The sequence below is a fragment of the Nostoc sp. CCY 9925 genome (genome assembly GCF_963920935.1).
GTDB lineage: Bacteria > Cyanobacteriota > Cyanobacteriia > Cyanobacteriales > Nostocaceae > Nostoc.
On the sequence record NZ_CAWUDO010000001.1, the window covers coordinates 101,284 to 116,654 of the forward strand.

General features: G+C 43.5%; 13 protein-coding genes. 10 read left to right on the forward strand and 3 right to left on the reverse strand.

Annotation, left to right across the window (positions count from 1 at the left end):
- Positions 1–245: 245 nt before the first annotated feature.
- The 9 genes from ACM0OY_RS00355 to ACM0OY_RS00395 all read left to right on the forward strand — a co-directional run bounded on the left by ACM0OY_RS00355 (position 246) and on the right by ACM0OY_RS00395 (position 10,199).
- Positions 246–2,285 carry a phosphodiester glycosidase family protein gene (locus tag ACM0OY_RS00355; RefSeq protein ID WP_414566922.1) on the forward strand — a complete coding sequence of 680 codons (2,040 nt, stop codon included), beginning with the start codon at positions 246–248 and terminating at the stop codon, positions 2,283–2,285.
- A gap of 309 nt (positions 2,286–2,594) precedes the next feature.
- Entirely contained in the window at positions 2,595–3,014 is a 420-nt protein-coding gene (locus ACM0OY_RS00360; RefSeq protein WP_414566923.1) for a phosphomannose isomerase type II C-terminal cupin domain, read from the forward strand.
- 483 nt (positions 3,015–3,497) lie between these two features.
- Positions 3,498–3,827, forward strand: a complete 330-nt coding sequence (locus ACM0OY_RS00365) for a HesB/IscA family protein (RefSeq protein WP_414566924.1) — start codon at positions 3,498–3,500, stop codon at positions 3,825–3,827.
- A 107-nt stretch (positions 3,828–3,934) separates the two neighbouring features.
- Entirely contained in the window at positions 3,935–4,318 is a 384-nt protein-coding gene (gene rpsL, locus ACM0OY_RS00370; protein ID WP_012410236.1) for a 30S ribosomal protein S12, read from the forward strand.
- A 530-nt stretch (positions 4,319–4,848) separates the two neighbouring features.
- Complete coding sequence (gene rpsG, locus ACM0OY_RS00375; RefSeq protein WP_073641192.1) at positions 4,849–5,319, forward strand: 30S ribosomal protein S7; 471 nt, start codon at positions 4,849–4,851, stop codon at positions 5,317–5,319.
- Positions 5,320–5,456: 137 nt separating this feature from the next.
- Positions 5,457–7,535, forward strand: a complete 2,079-nt coding sequence (fusA, locus tag ACM0OY_RS00380; RefSeq protein ID WP_414566925.1) for an elongation factor G — start codon at positions 5,457–5,459, stop codon at positions 7,533–7,535.
- A gap of 22 nt (positions 7,536–7,557) precedes the next feature.
- The gene (gene tuf / locus ACM0OY_RS00385) at positions 7,558–8,787 is read left to right on the forward strand and encodes an elongation factor Tu (protein ID WP_414566926.1); all 1,230 of its coding nucleotides are present in this window, start codon (positions 7,558–7,560) and stop codon (positions 8,785–8,787) included.
- Between the two features lie 190 nt (positions 8,788–8,977).
- The gene (gene rpsJ / locus ACM0OY_RS00390; RefSeq protein WP_008232935.1) at positions 8,978–9,295 is read left to right on the forward strand and encodes a 30S ribosomal protein S10; all 318 of its coding nucleotides are present in this window, start codon (positions 8,978–8,980) and stop codon (positions 9,293–9,295) included.
- Positions 9,296–9,548: 253 nt separating this feature from the next.
- Positions 9,549–10,199 (forward strand): LON peptidase substrate-binding domain-containing protein, encoded by a 651-nt coding sequence (locus tag ACM0OY_RS00395; protein WP_414566927.1) that lies wholly within the window; start codon positions 9,549–9,551, stop codon positions 10,197–10,199.
- Positions 10,200–10,377: 178 nt separating this feature from the next.
- On the opposite strand, the gene pheA is transcribed toward ACM0OY_RS00395, so the two are convergent.
- Entirely contained in the window at positions 10,378–11,250 is an 873-nt protein-coding gene (pheA, locus tag ACM0OY_RS00400) for a prephenate dehydratase (protein WP_414566928.1), read from the reverse strand.
- A 427-nt stretch (positions 11,251–11,677) separates the two neighbouring features.
- Here pheA and ACM0OY_RS00405 point away from each other — a divergent pair, with 427 nt between their 5' ends.
- A complete protein-coding gene (locus tag ACM0OY_RS00405; RefSeq protein WP_414566929.1) occupies positions 11,678–12,265 on the forward strand; it encodes a DUF1997 domain-containing protein in 588 nt (195 codons plus the stop codon).
- Between the two features lie 8 nt (positions 12,266–12,273).
- On the opposite strand, the gene ACM0OY_RS00410 is transcribed toward ACM0OY_RS00405, so the two are convergent.
- Both ACM0OY_RS00410 and ACM0OY_RS00415 read right to left on the reverse strand, forming a co-directional pair.
- Complete coding sequence (locus ACM0OY_RS00410; protein WP_414566930.1) at positions 12,274–12,951, reverse strand: ribonuclease HII; 678 nt, start codon at positions 12,949–12,951, stop codon at positions 12,274–12,276.
- Between the two features lie 8 nt (positions 12,952–12,959).
- Entirely contained in the window at positions 12,960–15,065 is a 2,106-nt protein-coding gene (locus ACM0OY_RS00415; RefSeq protein ID WP_414566931.1) for an Rne/Rng family ribonuclease, read from the reverse strand.
- Positions 15,066–15,371 lie beyond the last annotated feature (306 nt).

The window sequence follows — 15,371 nt, forward strand, 5'->3', positions numbered from 1 at the left end:
TTAATCCAGTTTTGATAACTTAGACTACCGTGTATGGTGTGATTGGTATTAGTGCCACTTAGAACACTTGGTTACAGTCGTTTAGGCGGCTAAATTATTGTTTCTTTTTAAAAGAGACAACAATCCAATATATATAGTATCATGTTTTTTTGCAAAAAAACTGATGTTTTTTATATTTGCAAATAATTAGTTAGTTTATACCTTGGGTGATAGTTTTGAAAAATACGTAGTAAATTATGGTAAAAATGCCGAATTGTTGGCAACAACAATACTCCAGTGTTATTTCGCTGATAGGGAATAGCAAGTCGATCCAAGCTACTTTGTCACTAATAATTTTGACAGTGGTGTGCTTAGCTACTGCTTATGCTAACGCCCAGGAGTCCCCAAAAAACGATAAACAAATACCAAGGTTAACTTCACAGACGCCAGTATCTCCCTTATCGGCGGTGCGATCGCCTTCCCTTGGCAATCAAATTTCCCTCAATGGGCGTACCTTACCGGGAACTTGGTTAGAGCAGCCTGGAACAGCCAATCAAATGGCAACTCATCTCAGTGACGGTGCATTCCGGCAATTAATTGGAGTAAATTTTTTAAACACTAGCAATTGGACTAGGCAACCAATACAGTGGTTTTCTTCGGTGAGCAAGCCATTAGTTTTAAGCACTACCCTCCTAAGAGGATATCGCTATGTGGATATTACTAATTTTGCTCGAACAGCTGGATGGCAGATGCAAGCCAATGGTAACACCCTAGTGATTACCACCCCAAAAGCCCAAGTAACAAACATTATTCACAACCAGCAACCTCCAGACGTAAGTGTTACTCCTTTACAACCAACTCGGATTCTTGTCGATTTAAATCGTCCAACTCCCTGGCAAGTTGCACAAGGATCGGCTGTTAAAACAATTCCAACTACATCCCCCGATCCAGATACACCACCGCTAAAATCTACCACACCACCGAATCGAGAGTGGACAGTTACCCTGGATGCAATAGCCGATCCCGTTTTAATAGAACGCTATACTCCTCAGCCACCACCAGTAGCGCCACCAACATTACTCCCAGATATACTCAAACAATTATCGCCAGTTGTACCACCACTACCACCCCCAGAACCACTAATTCAAAAAGTGGAAATGGTGAAGAACCAAACAATTATTCGCTTGAGCGTTCCCTTTGGTCTATCGCCTCAAGTGACTACCGTAGCAGATCCCCATCGCCTAATTATCGACATTCGACCCGATCCTTTAGAAGAGCGAGATATTACTTGGGCACCAGGATTGCTCTGGCGACAGCATTATATTAACTTGGGCAAAGAACGCTTTCCGGTAGTTTGGTTAGAAGTTAATCCCCGCAGAGTTGGGCTAACGTTAAAACCGATTTGGGTTAGCCCTGATACACTTACTGGTACTGCTCCCTTAATTCAAACAGCACAACGCTACTTAGCGGTAGCTGCAATTAACGGTGGTTATTTTAACCGCAATAATAAATTGCCCTTGGGTGCGATTCGCCAAAATGGTCAGTGGTTATCAGGTCCTATTCTTAACCGAGGAGCGATCGCTTGGAATAATTCTGGTCAATTTTACTTCGGTCGCCTTACTTTAGAAGAAACTTTAATCACTGGAAATAACCAACGCTTACCAATCCTATTTCTCAATAGTGGCTATGTCCAGAGTGGTATTGCTCGTTATACTCCTGCATGGGGCACTACTTACACACCCCTAACAGACAACGAAATTATTCTGGTGGTACAGAAAGAACAAATTACTAATCAACTACCAGGCGGCAAAGTTGGTGAGCAGGCGATTCCTATTCCCCAGGATGGCTACCTGCTAACCTTACGTGCCAGCGCTACTGCTAGTGCCTCACAGTTACCTGTCGGCACCACAGTCAATATTTCCAACGCCGCTGCTCCCACTGATTTTAGTCGTTATCCCCACATTATCGGAGCAGGACCGCTATTAATCCAAAATCGTCAAATTGTCCTTGATGCCAAAGCCGAAAAATTCAGCAACGCCTTTATTGCAGAAAAAGCTATTCGTAGCGGTATTTGCACAACGCCAACAGGCACACTGATGATAACTGCCGTCCATAATCGTGTCGGTGGTTATGGCCCTACATTGGCAGAACACGCCCAACTAATGCAACAGATGGGTTGTGTGGACGCTTTAAATTTGGACGGTGGTAGTTCAACCAGCCTTTATTTAGGAGGACAACTCCTTGACCGTTTCCCTAGTACCGCTGCTCGTGTCCACAATGGTATTGGTATTTTTCTGCAAAAATAGAGAATTGGGGCATGGGAAAGAGGATGAGGGCAGAAAGGAAAAACTTACTGCAACTTCTCCTGTGCCCCTTATCTGCTTTATCTCCCCATGCCCTTTTTAAAGTTTAGAACAAGCTGCTATTTTGCTTGATGAAGATTTAGTGTAGACCTAAAAGTTTTAAGAGTGATAGTTTACACCATAACGTTTGATTTTGTTATCTTTAGCAGAGTGCAACAAAATTACTCATTTTTCAGGTTGCAAGATAGCGCTATATTTTTCATCAATAGTTAAGAGTACCAACGGTTTGTTATGTCTTCAAATGAGGTAACTATGGCTCGATATCAAGAAACTACACAGACTGACACTCTACATTTACCTTCAGCTATTAGTTCCAAAAGCGTTGCTGCAACTGAGTTACGTCCTTGGGGTGCTTTTACAGTATTGGAAGAAGGACGCGGATACAAAATCAAGCGGATCGAAGTTAAGCCTGGACATCGCCTGAGTTTACAAATGCATCATCACCGCAGCGAACATTGGATTGTTGTCTCTGGTACAGCTAGGGTGGTTTGTGGCGATAAAGAAGTATTGCTGAGTAATAATGAGTCAACTTATGTACCCCAATGTACAGCTCATCGTTTAGAGAATCCTGGTGTGATTCCTTTGGTCTTGATTGAGGTGCAAAATGGCGAATATTTGGGTGAAGACGATATTATTCGCTACCAAGACGATTATGCTCGTACCAAGGATTAAAACTAAAAGAGCGCCATAAAAAAAGCTCTAAACCGAAAACTGAATACCTTTTTGTGCAAATTGTCTTTAGTCACTACTGCACACCAGAAGTCCCTGCCTAGTTGAGGTGGGGATTGAACTATGTTAGTCATATAGATGTAGTAATATGTAGTAAGAGTGATCGCTCTATCGGGCGAATATTAGGTGAAGCTAAAATTGCAATCTCCATTTAGATAAACTAAATACATAGACTCCCGTAACCCTCTAAAACAAAAAAATTGCTCGCTACTGGAGACAAAAATATTTATCAAGCATCAAAAGTCAACAAAAATATTCACTCGTCTTTTGAAGTTGAAATTTTGCTGTATAAATTGAGTCTTGATAAATTTAAATTCCAGCTTAACTCTACATAGAAGTAAGCTAGACGCAGCATCTGATAAATTAAGCATTGGTCAACCAATCTGTAGAATTAAGATAGGTTATTCAATTGCAAAAACGAATTTCATGATTCATCTGAGTCAAGCAGCCGCGAGTGAAATCGGGCGAATAAAGTCTAAGCAACAGCCAAATGTCTTGTTTCGATTGGCAATAAAACCAGGTGGCTGTTCCGGGTTATTTTACGATATGTCCTTCGATGAAGCAATAAAAGCTGGCGATCGGGTTTTTAACTTCGACGAAATTCACGTAATCGTAGATGCCGAAAGTTTAAATCAACTCAACGGGTTAACAGTAGATTATTCAGAAGACTTGATGGGTGGTGGTTTTCGCTTTCATAACCCCCAGGCAATCGCTACCTGTACTTGTGGCAATTCGTTCTCCATCAGTAATTACTAATTTGCCAAGAATGAAGAACAAATGACAATTGACATAAAGCCTTAAAAAAAGATATAATCAGGATTTGTTAAAACTTAGACCATAAGCAGCTTTACGCGCTGTAACTCATGCCAACAATACAGCAGCTAATACGTAATGAACGCGAGCAAGCGCGTCAGAAAACCAAGTCCCCGGCTCTGAAACAATGCCCCCAACGACGGGGAGTTTGTACCAGAGTATACACGACCACACCAAAAAAGCCTAACTCAGCTCTACGCAAAGTAGCAAGAGTAAGACTTACCTCTGGGTTTGAAGTTACAGCTTACATTCCAGGGATTGGTCACAACTTGCAAGAACACTCAGTTGTTATGATTCGTGGCGGTCGGGTTAAAGACTTACCAGGCGTGAGATACCACATCATCCGTGGCACCTTAGATACAGCCGGAGTCAAAGACCGCAAGCAAGGCCGTTCCAAATATGGAACCAAACGTCCAAAAGAAGCGAAAAAATAGGATTAGGCGATTAATCGCACTAAACACGATTAATCGTCTGCCCTAGAAACGCCCAGGAACAAAAAGCGATCGCCACCTGTGTTCTTGCAGCACTCATGAAGACTGTTTTATTTGTTTGGAGCAATCAAGCAAGCTATACCCTACACTCAGCGAGCAAGTGTAGAATTTCTGAGGAGAATCCTGTAACAACAGAATTCTCATCTGGATATTTTCAGGTTTAGAATGTTATCGCTTTGAGTATTTAGTTGCAAATAGCAAGTCAAACAATTTGAGATTTTAGATTTGCGATTTTGGATTTTATCGAATCCCCAAAGGAATGAGACTTACAGAGTCTTGATTTTTGAATTGTTCCAACTGCAAGGTTAGGGGCATATTAGCGGAAATTTTTAATCTAAAATCTAAAATCAAAAATTGGCAGCTGCAACGCTCGAAAAAAATTGAGGAAGTCTGAGGGTTGGGTTCCACCGCTTTTAGTTTCCGGTGTCTGATAGCATATAATTTCGTTGCCAAATCCGAATGAAAGGTGAAGTATGTCTCGTCGTGGTGTTATTCAAAGGCGCCCAGTTCCGTCTGACTCCGTATATAACAGTCGCCTTGTGAGCATGATTATCAGGCGGATCATGCGTCACGGCAAGAAATCGCTTGCCGCCAGAATTGTTTATGATGCATTAAAAACTATTGAGGAACGCACTGGCAATAATGCCTTAGAAACTTTTGAAAGAGCAGTGCGGAATGCTACACCTCTAGTAGAAGTCAAGGCTCGGCGAGTCGGCGGAGCTACTTACCAAGTACCAATGGAAGTGCGTTCAGAACGGGGTACTACCCTAGCACTGCGTTGGCTGGTGCAATTTTCTAGATCTCGACCAGGGCGGACAATGGCCAGCAAACTGGCAAATGAGTTAATGGACGCTGCTAACGAAACTGGAAATGCCATTCGGAAGCGCGAAGAAACGCACCGGATGGCAGAAGCTAACAAAGCATTTGCACACTATCGTTACTAGGTAAAAAAGCGATATATCGTATTCCTGAAGCGGTATATCGTAGATTTACAAAAAAAGACGGTTTTCCGTAAAAGTATAGAATCTTAACAAAGAGTAATATACAAGATATCATGAGGCAAAAAATATAGGAGGTAATTGTGGCACGCACGATCCCGCTAGAGAAAGTACGCAACATCGGTATTGCGGCGCATATAGATGCGGGCAAAACAACAACAACAGAGAGAATATTGTTTTACTCTGGGATAATTCATAAGATCGGCGAAGTTCATGAAGGAACTGCCGTCACAGACTGGATGGAGCAGGAGCGGGAGCGGGGAATTACCATTACTGCTGCTGCTATCAGTACCAGCTGGAAAGATCATCAAATTAACATTATCGATACTCCAGGTCACGTAGACTTCACCATTGAAGTTGAGCGTTCCATGCGCGTTTTGGATGGTGTAATCGCGGTATTTTGTTCTGTGGGCGGCGTGCAACCGCAGTCGGAGACAGTGTGGCGGCAAGCAGACCGCTACAAAGTGCCTCGGATCGCCTTCATCAACAAGATGGATCGCACAGGAGCGAACTTTTATAAAGTTCACGAGCAAATGCGCGATCGCCTGCGGGCAAATGCGATCGCCATTCAACTGCCAATTGGTAGCGAAAACGACTTCCAAGGGATTGTTGATCTCGTAAAGCAGTGTGCGTATATTTACGCAAACGATCAAGGAACTGATATTCAGCAAACCGATATTCCCGCAGAATTACAAGCGCAGGTAGAAGAATACCGCACGAAGCTAGTAGAAGCCGTGGCAGAAACTGATGATACTCTGATGGCTAAGTACTTCGATGGCGAAGAACTTACAGCAGACGAAATCGCTGTTGCTCTGCGTAAAGGCACAATTGCTGGCACAATCGTACCAGTACTTTGTGGCTCGGCATTTAAAAACAAAGGCGTCCAGTTGATGCTGGATGCCGTTGTCGATTACCTGCCAGCACCAAGTGAAGTGCCGCCAATTCAAGGCATACTGCCCAATGGCGATACTGTTGAGCGGCGGGCTGATGACAACGAACCCCTAGCGGCTTTAGCATTCAAGATTATGGCTGACCCTTACGGTCGCCTAACATTTGTTCGCGTTTATTCTGGTGTGCTGAAAAAGGGTAGCTACGTTCTCAATGCTACTAAAAATAAAAAAGAGCGGATTTCCCGCTTAGTTCTGATGAAGGCAGACGATCGCCAAGATGTGGATGAACTGCGAGCCGGTGATTTGGGAGCAGCCTTGGGATTGAAAGATACCTTGACAGGTGACACAATCTGTGATGATGCTTCGCCAGTAATTCTGGAATCCCTATTCATTCCTGAGCCTGTGATATCGGTAGCGGTTGAACCCAAAACCAAGAATGACATGGATAAATTATCCAAGGCTCTGCAATCTCTCTCGGAAGAAGACCCTACCTTCCGTGTCAACGTCGATCCGGAAACAAACCAAACCGTGATCGCAGGGATGGGAGAATTACACCTAGAAATTCTAGTAGACCGAATGTTACGAGAATTCAAGGTGGAGGCCAACGTTGGTGCACCGCAAGTAGCTTACCGAGAAACAATTCGGAAAGCTGTGAACAAAATCGAGGGCAAATTCATCCGCCAAAGTGGTGGTAAAGGTCAATACGGTCATGTTGTGATCGATTTGGAGCCTGGAGAACCTGGTACTGGTTTTGAATTTGTTTCCAAAATTGTTGGCGGTAGTGTGCCTAAAGAATACATCGGCCCAGCAGAACAAGGAATGAAAGAAAGCTGCGAATCCGGTGTTCTAGCTGGATATCCGCTGATTGATGTTAAAGCGACGCTAATTGATGGGTCATACCACGATGTAGACTCTTCGGAAATGGCTTTCAAAATTGCTGGCTCAATGGCAATGAAGGAAGCTGTGCTTAAAGCTTCACCAGTACTATTAGAGCCTATGATGAAAGTTGAAGTGGAAGTTCCTGAAGACTTTATCGGGAACGTCATTGGCGACCTCATCTCCCGGCGGGGGCAGATTGAAAGCCAAAGCACTGAACAGGGACTCGCTAAGGTGGCATCCAAAGTTCCACTGGCGACCATGTTCGGCTACGCCACTGATATCCGGTCGAAGACCCAAGGTCGTGGTATCTTCACTATGGAGTTCAGCCACTACGAAGAGGTGCCTCGCAGCGTAGCTGAAACTATCATCGCAAAAAGCAAAGGGAACGCTTAATTAAAAAAGGAAACGAGGATTCATGGCACGCGCAAAGTTTGAAAGGACTAAACCCCACATTAATATCGGTACAGTTGGCCACGTTGACCATGGTAAAACTACCTTGACAGCAGCCATCACAATGACCTTGGCAGCTATGGGCCAAGCTGTAGCTAAAGGCTACGACCAAATTGATAACGCACCAGAAGAAAAAGCACGGGGTATTACCATCAATACCGCTCACGTAGAGTATGAAACCGAAAAGCGGCACTATGCTCACGTAGACTGTCCCGGACACGCTGACTATGTGAAAAACATGATCACTGGGGCAGCGCAAATGGATGGTGGCATCCTAGTGGTTGCTGCTACCGATGGTCCTATGCCCCAAACCCGCGAACACATCCTGCTGGCAAAACAGGTAGGCGTTCCTAGTCTGGTTGTCTTCTTAAACAAAGAAGACTTGATGGATGACGAAGAACTTTTGGAACTAGTAGAACTAGAACTGCGGGAATTGCTTTCTAGCTACGATTTCCCTGGCGATGACATCCCCATCATCAAAGGCTCTGGTCTTCAAGCTCTAGAAGCAATGACCAAAAATCCCAAGACCCAACGGGGAGAAAATAAGTGGGTAGACAAAATCTACGAACTGATGGATGCTGTTGATTCTTACATTCCCACACCCGAACGGGATGTTGACAAGCCCTTCCTGATGGCTGTAGAAGATGTATTCTCCATCACAGGTCGTGGTACTGTTGCCACTGGTCGGATTGAACGGGGTGTAGTTAAAGTCGGCGATAACGTTGAACTAGTGGGTATTAGAGATACTCGCGCCACCACCGTAACTGGTATTGAGATGTTCAAGAAGAGTCTCGACCAAGGTATGGCTGGGGATAACGCTGGCGTACTACTCAGAGGTATCCAAAAGGCTGATATTGAACGGGGTATGGTAATTGCTAAACCTGGTTCGATTACACCTCACACTCAATTTGAAGGTGAAGTATACGTTTTAACAGAAAAAGAAGGCGGTCGCAAGACTCCATTCTTTGCTGGTTATCGTCCCCAGTTCTATGTGCGGACAACGGATGTAACCGGTACGATCAAAACTTTTACCTCTGATGATGGTAGTGAAGCAGAAATGGTGATGCCAGGCGATCGCATCAAGATGACAGTAGAATTGATCAACCCGATCGCTATTGAACAAGGAATGCGCTTCGCTATTCGCGAAGGTGGTCGCACCATTGGTGCTGGTGTCGTTTCCAAAATTCTGAAATAGCACCTTTTTGCTCATAACAAAGGAGCAGAGATGGTATGATGCCTCTCTGCTCCTTTCTCTTCCTTTGATTAAAGGGAGTGGAAATTAGGGAGTAGGAAAAAAGATGCCGACACACTCTCTCTCCCTCATCCCCCATTACCCACTCCTGACTTACTACTTTCCTATTTACGCAGAACCTGGACAATTAAAAATGGCAACTCTACAGCAGCAGAAAATTAGAATTCGCTTACAAGCTTTTGACCGACGCCTATTAGATACATCTTGCGAGAAGATTGTAGACACCGCTAACCGCACCAATGCTACAGCGATTGGTCCCATTCCTTTACCAACAAAACGCCGGATCTACTGTGTACTGCGATCACCTCACGTAGATAAAGATTCACGGGAACACTTTGAAACCCGTACTCATCGACGGATTATTGATATTTACCAGCCATCTTCTAAAACTATTGATGCCCTGATGAAATTGGATTTACCATCTGGTGTAGATATCGAAGTCAAACTTTAATTAGTCTTTAGTCATAAGTCATTGGTCAATAGACAAAGGACGACTAACAAAGTACAAAGTCTGAGGAGAAGTTTCCTTCCCTTAGGCTTTGTAAGGCAAGAATAATGATATCAGTATGAATATTTACCTTGCCCTGAAGAAATATATCTCAGGGCTTTTTATTTAGCCACAAAACAAATGATAGAATGTAGACATAGTACGGGAAAAGCAGAGAAAAATAAATTTTAAAGATTAAGTTTATACCAAGGTAACAATGGCATCATCTTCTAAAATTGCAGTTCGCGAACTACCTCTGTTCCCGTTACCCGAAGTAGTTCTGTTTCCTACCAGACCATTGCCCCTGCACATCTTTGAATTTCGCTACCGAATCATGATGAACACGATTTTGGAAAGCGATCGTAGGTTCGGTGTTTTGATGTTCGATCCAGTTAAAGGTACGATTGCAAACACTGGCTGCTGTGCCGAAATTGTTCATCATCAGCGCCTGCCAGACGATCGGATGAAAATGTTGACTTTGGGGCAGCAAAGATTTCGCGTATTAGAGTACGTTCGTGAAAAGCCATACCGTGTTGGTTTAGTAGAGTGGATTGAAGACCACCCACCAACTAAAGATTTGCGACCTTTGGCTTCAGAAGTAGAACAATTACTGCGGGATGTTGTACGACTGTCAGCAAAATTAACCGAACAAAATATTGAGTTACCAGAAGATTTGCCTGACCTGCCAATAGAGCTATCTTATTGGGTAGCTAGTAACCTCTATGGTGTAGCCGCAGAACAACAGTTATTGCTAGAAATGCAAGATACTGCAACTCGTCTAGAGCGCGAAGCAGAAATTTTAACTTCTACTCGTAATCACTTGGCAGCTCGGTCTGTTCTTAAAGACACATTTAATCAGAAATCATGATTAGTTATTAGTCATAAGTCAGACGATTTGGGATTTTGGATTGACCCACAGATCAATACCGGGCGTCTGGCAATTTTGGATCTTTGATTGATTTCACGTATCAATCCGTGGGCTTGTACCATTAAGAAATCGTTGGTAATTTGCAAAAGACAAACGACAACTCACAACTAAGCAATGACTAAAGAGCGCTCACTGGTAAAACATTGTAAGTGCCTAAAATTCGGAGAATCTCTGTGTAGATACTTAATTCTGTTAAAGCAGATTTCATTTGTGTTTCGTTGGCGTCTGCTTCTATATCAATGAAAAATAAATATTCGCCTAGCGATCGCTTCGTTGGACGAGATTCAATCCGACTGAGGTTAATTCCTAGTTGAGCAAAAATCTGTAAGGGTTTGACCAACGCTCCTGGTATGTTGGCAGGTACACTAAAAGCTAAGGATGTGTGGCTAGCACTTGGTTTCAACTTCTCAGACCCAGCATTTGCTTCGCTATGATTCACTATCCAAAAACGAGTAAAGTTTTCTGGATAGTCGTTAATAGCAGTGGCAAGTATGGGCAGATTGTGGAGTTGAGCGGCTCTACTAGAGGCGATAGTTGCCGTTGTCGGCTCTTGCTCCAATCGCTCTAGTGCTTCGGTTGTCGAATTGTTGGCGATAATTTGTGCTTGTGGAAGGAATTGCTCTAACCATCCCTGACATTGAGCCAAAGCTTGGGGATGAGAGTAAACAGTTTGAATGTTATCTAAGCTAGTCGCACAAGAAATTAAATTATGAACAATGGGTAATACCAAGGCTAACTGAATTCGCAAGTCGTCCAATTGCCACACCGTATCTAGTGTCATGGTTACACTACCTTCAATAGAGTTTTCCACTGGCACAACAGCTAACTCGGCTTGACCTTTAGCAACGGCGTGCAGTGATTGGGAAATACTGGGGTAGGGGCATAACATAGCTTCAACCCCCGTACTTGTGCCCAACCAATTGGCATAAAAAACAGCTGCTTGTTCTGAGTAAGTGCCAGGAGGCCCTAAATGTGCGATCAATATAGTCATGTCTTTAGCCTTGAGTTGAGAGTTTCACTGGGACTGGGGATTGAAAAAGATTTATAAAAAAGAATTTCATCCGAGATATTTTTATTCATATACAAATAAATCGGATGATGAATTTAAGTAAATAAGCTATCATACCAGTTTTTCAACAGTCAGATTTGCAGGCTGCTTTTTCCCTAAATTTCTCTTCAATACTTCAGAGAAATTTTATTAGTTTTTGCTACATATTTGTAATTTTTTGTCAATGCTTAATTTCTAATCCAGACTTTCTTTAACAAAAGATAATAATGAGCCTACCAACTTTTTGCTGATGATGTATACGTCATCAGCAACTATAATTTTGATGGTAAATAAATTTTCTACTTTTCTCTAATCAGATCTAATTTGTTAAAAAATATTAAAATTGAGAAACATATATTTTTATTAGCTCATGGCTACCCGGTTTACTGCCTCCCAATCGGTTGAAATCGCCGTCCCAGAGGAGCCTATTCCGATTCAGCACTATTTACGTCAGCCTCAACGTCTGGTTAAGGCTTTGGTTGACAATAGCCGGATTCAGCAGCTTTCTGAAGAGATATTTCGCTTGAAAATGCGTCCACTGACTTTTATGTCACTGAGTATTCAACCGACTGTAGACATGAGAGTTTGGACAGAATCAAATGACGTAATTTATTTGCGATCGCTCGGCTGTGAAATTCTGGGTTTCGAGTATATTAATCAGCGTTTTGCTCTCAATTTAAAAGGGCATTTATCTCCCAAAGAGCTAAGCACTGGTACTCGCCTACAAGGAAGAGCTGATCTAGAAGTACAGATAGATTTGCCACCACCATTTTCCCTGACCCCCAAGCCAATTTTAGAGGCTACTGGCAATGGTTTGCTAAAAAGCGTGCTGTTGACGGTCAAGCAACGGCTATTACATCAACTTTTGGCAGATTATCGCTACTGGGTAATATCACAAACGAAAAATCAAGGAATTGACGGCGACAGTGGTAAACTGCCAATGTTGAATCCTGAGTAATTATTGCATCACTGAATATCAAGTACTTTAATTTGGCAAGGACGAAAAGACTTGCGATGTAGGGGCGATGGTCCGTATTGTTGCAGAGCCAGCAAATGCCGCTGGCTACCATAACCCTTGTTACACTCCAAGTTGTACATTGGGTATTTTAATGCTAAACGCATTATTAGCTCGTCACGCCAAACTTTGGCGACAATACTGGCAGAGGCAATAGCAAGCGATCGCTCGTCCCCTTTGACTATTGTTTGTTGTGGCACTAGCAAGTCTTTGATTAACTGATTGCCATCAACTAAGCAGAGTGCAGGCTGTACCTTTAACTTCAGTACAGCCCGCTTCATTGCTAACAGCGTCGCTTGCAAAATATTTATCTTGTCAATTTCCGCAGTGGAAGCAAACCCAATTTTCCAATCTACAGCCAGCCCACAAATTTGCTGCGTTAGCTGAGTTCTCCTTTGACTAGACAACTTTTTACTGTCTTTAATTTTAGCTGCCATTAGTTTTGGCAAAGCACAATCTGGCAGGATAACGGCTGCGGCTACCACAGGACCAAATAAAGCACCTCGCCCTACTTCATCTACACCTGCAACTAGCCCCGAAATCCCTGACAAGGTAGAAAACTCCAGCCAACTGGATTTTTCCAGAGGTGCTGGCGAACAATTAGCAGCAGTTTGCTGTATTTCTACCATAAGGCAAATTAATTGTCGTCGATGGCTGAGGAACGACGGCGGCGGCGACGATTGGCAGTGGTGGTGCTATTAGCATCACTCTCATCTATGTTCATCAAGGGTGCCGAGGGGCTGTCAGTAAACCCTGATGGTTCAGTTGTCTCTTGGGTTGTCTCCTGGATTGAGAATTTTTGTTCTGGCTCAATAACTTTTGGTATCGGTATTCTGCTTGGGGTAAGTTCAGATGTTGCTCTTTGACCACTAATTGGTTCTGGGATTGATTCAGTTGGCGTAGTTGGTAGTTGACCGGGCTGAATCACGTTAATAATCACAGACTTAGGATTTTTTACTTCTTGCTCCAGTTTCACCAAGGGAGAGATTCCCATTAAGGCAAACATATCCTGTTCCTGGAGCGTCATTTCTACAGTCCTAATTTCCGGTGGTTCTACCACTGGTTTGACTGGCTCTGCCTTGGTAATTTTAGTGCGTTCTATTCTTTCATTCCAACCTGGTTTCCCAAGGGTAGGTGAGGGAATTTCTGGTGTTACTCCTAGTTCTGGTTCACCATCCAGGTCTAGGTCTGGCTCGTTGACAAAAGCCAGTGGATTACTACCAGTCCGCGCTTCATCTTTTCCGTTTAATCCATTGATACTACCAATCCGACTGCGACGAGTGCGGGTACGACGCTTATTATCGTTAAGTTCTTGATAACTAGGATGATTGATCAGATTGAGATTACTCAATTCCGAATCACCATCAAATGGTTCCCCAAATCCATCATAGGTTTCTCGTGGTTCTGGGATGCGGGCAGATGGCTGACGCGGTTCTCTATGAGGCAGAGGAGAAACAAAACGCTCACGCTCTGGTATTTCTGTTGGTGTAGGGAATCGGTTTTCGATTTCTCCAGGCAAACGCACGGTATGTCCTAAACCGCCACAGGTGGGGCAAGTTTCACCAAACAATTCATAAATATTTTGACCCTGACGCTTGCGAGTCAGTTCTACCAAACCTAGTTCAGTTAGTTGAGCAATCTGGGGACGAGCTTTGTCTGCTTTAAGTGCTTTATTAAAGTGTTCCAGAACTTGCAGTTGGTCGCGTCGCGATTCCATATCAATAAAATCAACGACAATCACCCCGGCGATATTTCGCAGACGCAACTGCCGAGCAATTTCTGTTGCAGCTTCGCAGTTTGTCCACAAAACTGTTTCTCTGGCTGTTGCCGATCGCGTAAAGGAACCTGAGTTAACATCAATTACTGTCAGTGCCTCAGTCGGCTGAATGATAATGTAACCTCCAGAAGGTAAGTCTACCCTTGGTTTCAGGGCTTCTCGAATGGCAGCATTGATCCGGAAATACTCTAAAATTGGCGAGCGATCGCGATGATGATCGATTAACAAACCTTGAGGTGTTTGACCTCCACTCCAGTTCTGTAAATACTGCTTGACTCGCTTCAAACCAGTACTGGAATCCACAACAATCCGATTTACATCCGCGCCGTACATATCTCGCAATACGCGCTGAATAAAATCATCGTCGCGGTTGAGCAGTGCTGGGGCGCGGGTGGAATGGGCTTCCTGCTGGATTGCCTCCCATTGCTTTTGCAGCACCTCTAAATCTTCCATAATCGCTTCTTCTGGTTTGCCTTCTGCTTCTGTACGCACAAGCAAACCCATTCCTGCCGGTTTAATCAAAATTGCTAGTGCCCGCAAGCGGTTGCGCTCGCTTTCACTTTTAATCCGTCGGGATAAATTTACGCCTCTGCCATAGGGCATTAGTACCACATAGCGTCCAGGTAAGGTGATATTACCCGTAAGCCTCGGTCCTTTTGTCCCCGTTGGCTCTTTCATTACTTGCACCAACACTTTCTGTTGTGGTGCTAATAGTTCTGTAATTGCCGCTGCTGTACGCTTTAGCTTTAATGGTCCCAAGTCGGTGACGTGAATAAAGCCATTGCGCTCTGGGTCACCAATATTGACAAAAGCCGCATCTATCCCAGGTAATACGTTTTCTACTACTCCTAAGTAGATATCACCTATTTGATGATGACCTGTAGCAACAACCAGTTCTTGTATCTGATCTTCAGAAAAAACCGCAGCAATTTGGTGCTGCTCCGCGATAATAATTTGTTTTGGCATTCAATTTCCTCAAAAATTGGCAGCACTAACAGGTCTAGAGGTTTGTTGTATCAAGTCCGGTTAATTACTTGTAAATGAAAACTTTTGCATCTCCATGTTTTTTGAGGCGATGGTACAGCTATTGTTGATACTCCGAAAAAGAATCAACTCTTTAGCCCTAGCTCAAACTTCTCTTTGCAGGGCAGTGCTAGCCTTTGGAAATGCCAAAGGCAAACAAGTCGGAGAACCCGCTGTTAGCACCTGCCTCGTTTTTGCATCAGTTTTCATTTCTGTGTGATCCCAGTTCGATATTATACCTTTTAATCC

Bases quoted from the DNA above. Each gene is read 5' to 3' on its own strand.
- ACM0OY_RS00355 (WP_414566922.1), top strand. From the start codon at position 246: ATGCCGAATTGTTGGCAACAACAATACTCCAGTGTTATTTCGCTGATA.
- ACM0OY_RS00360 (WP_414566923.1), top strand. From the start codon at position 2,595: ATGGCTCGATATCAAGAAACTACACAGACTGACACTCTACATTTACCT.
- ACM0OY_RS00365 (WP_414566924.1), top strand. From the start codon at position 3,498: ATGATTCATCTGAGTCAAGCAGCCGCGAGTGAAATCGGGCGAATAAAG.
- rpsL (WP_012410236.1), top strand. From the start codon at position 3,935: ATGCCAACAATACAGCAGCTAATACGTAATGAACGCGAGCAAGCGCGT.
- rpsG (WP_073641192.1), top strand. From the start codon at position 4,849: ATGTCTCGTCGTGGTGTTATTCAAAGGCGCCCAGTTCCGTCTGACTCC.
- tuf (WP_414566926.1), top strand. From the start codon at position 7,558: ATGGCACGCGCAAAGTTTGAAAGGACTAAACCCCACATTAATATCGGT.
- rpsJ (WP_008232935.1), top strand. From the start codon at position 8,978: ATGGCAACTCTACAGCAGCAGAAAATTAGAATTCGCTTACAAGCTTTT.
- ACM0OY_RS00395 (WP_414566927.1), top strand. From the start codon at position 9,549: ATGGCATCATCTTCTAAAATTGCAGTTCGCGAACTACCTCTGTTCCCG.
- pheA (WP_414566928.1), bottom strand. From the start codon at position 11,250: ATGACTATATTGATCGCACATTTAGGGCCTCCTGGCACTTACTCAGAA.
- ACM0OY_RS00405 (WP_414566929.1), top strand. From the start codon at position 11,678: ATGGCTACCCGGTTTACTGCCTCCCAATCGGTTGAAATCGCCGTCCCA.
- ACM0OY_RS00410 (WP_414566930.1), bottom strand. From the start codon at position 12,951: ATGGTAGAAATACAGCAAACTGCTGCTAATTGTTCGCCAGCACCTCTG.
- ACM0OY_RS00415 (WP_414566931.1), bottom strand. From the start codon at position 15,065: ATGCCAAAACAAATTATTATCGCGGAGCAGCACCAAATTGCTGCGGTT.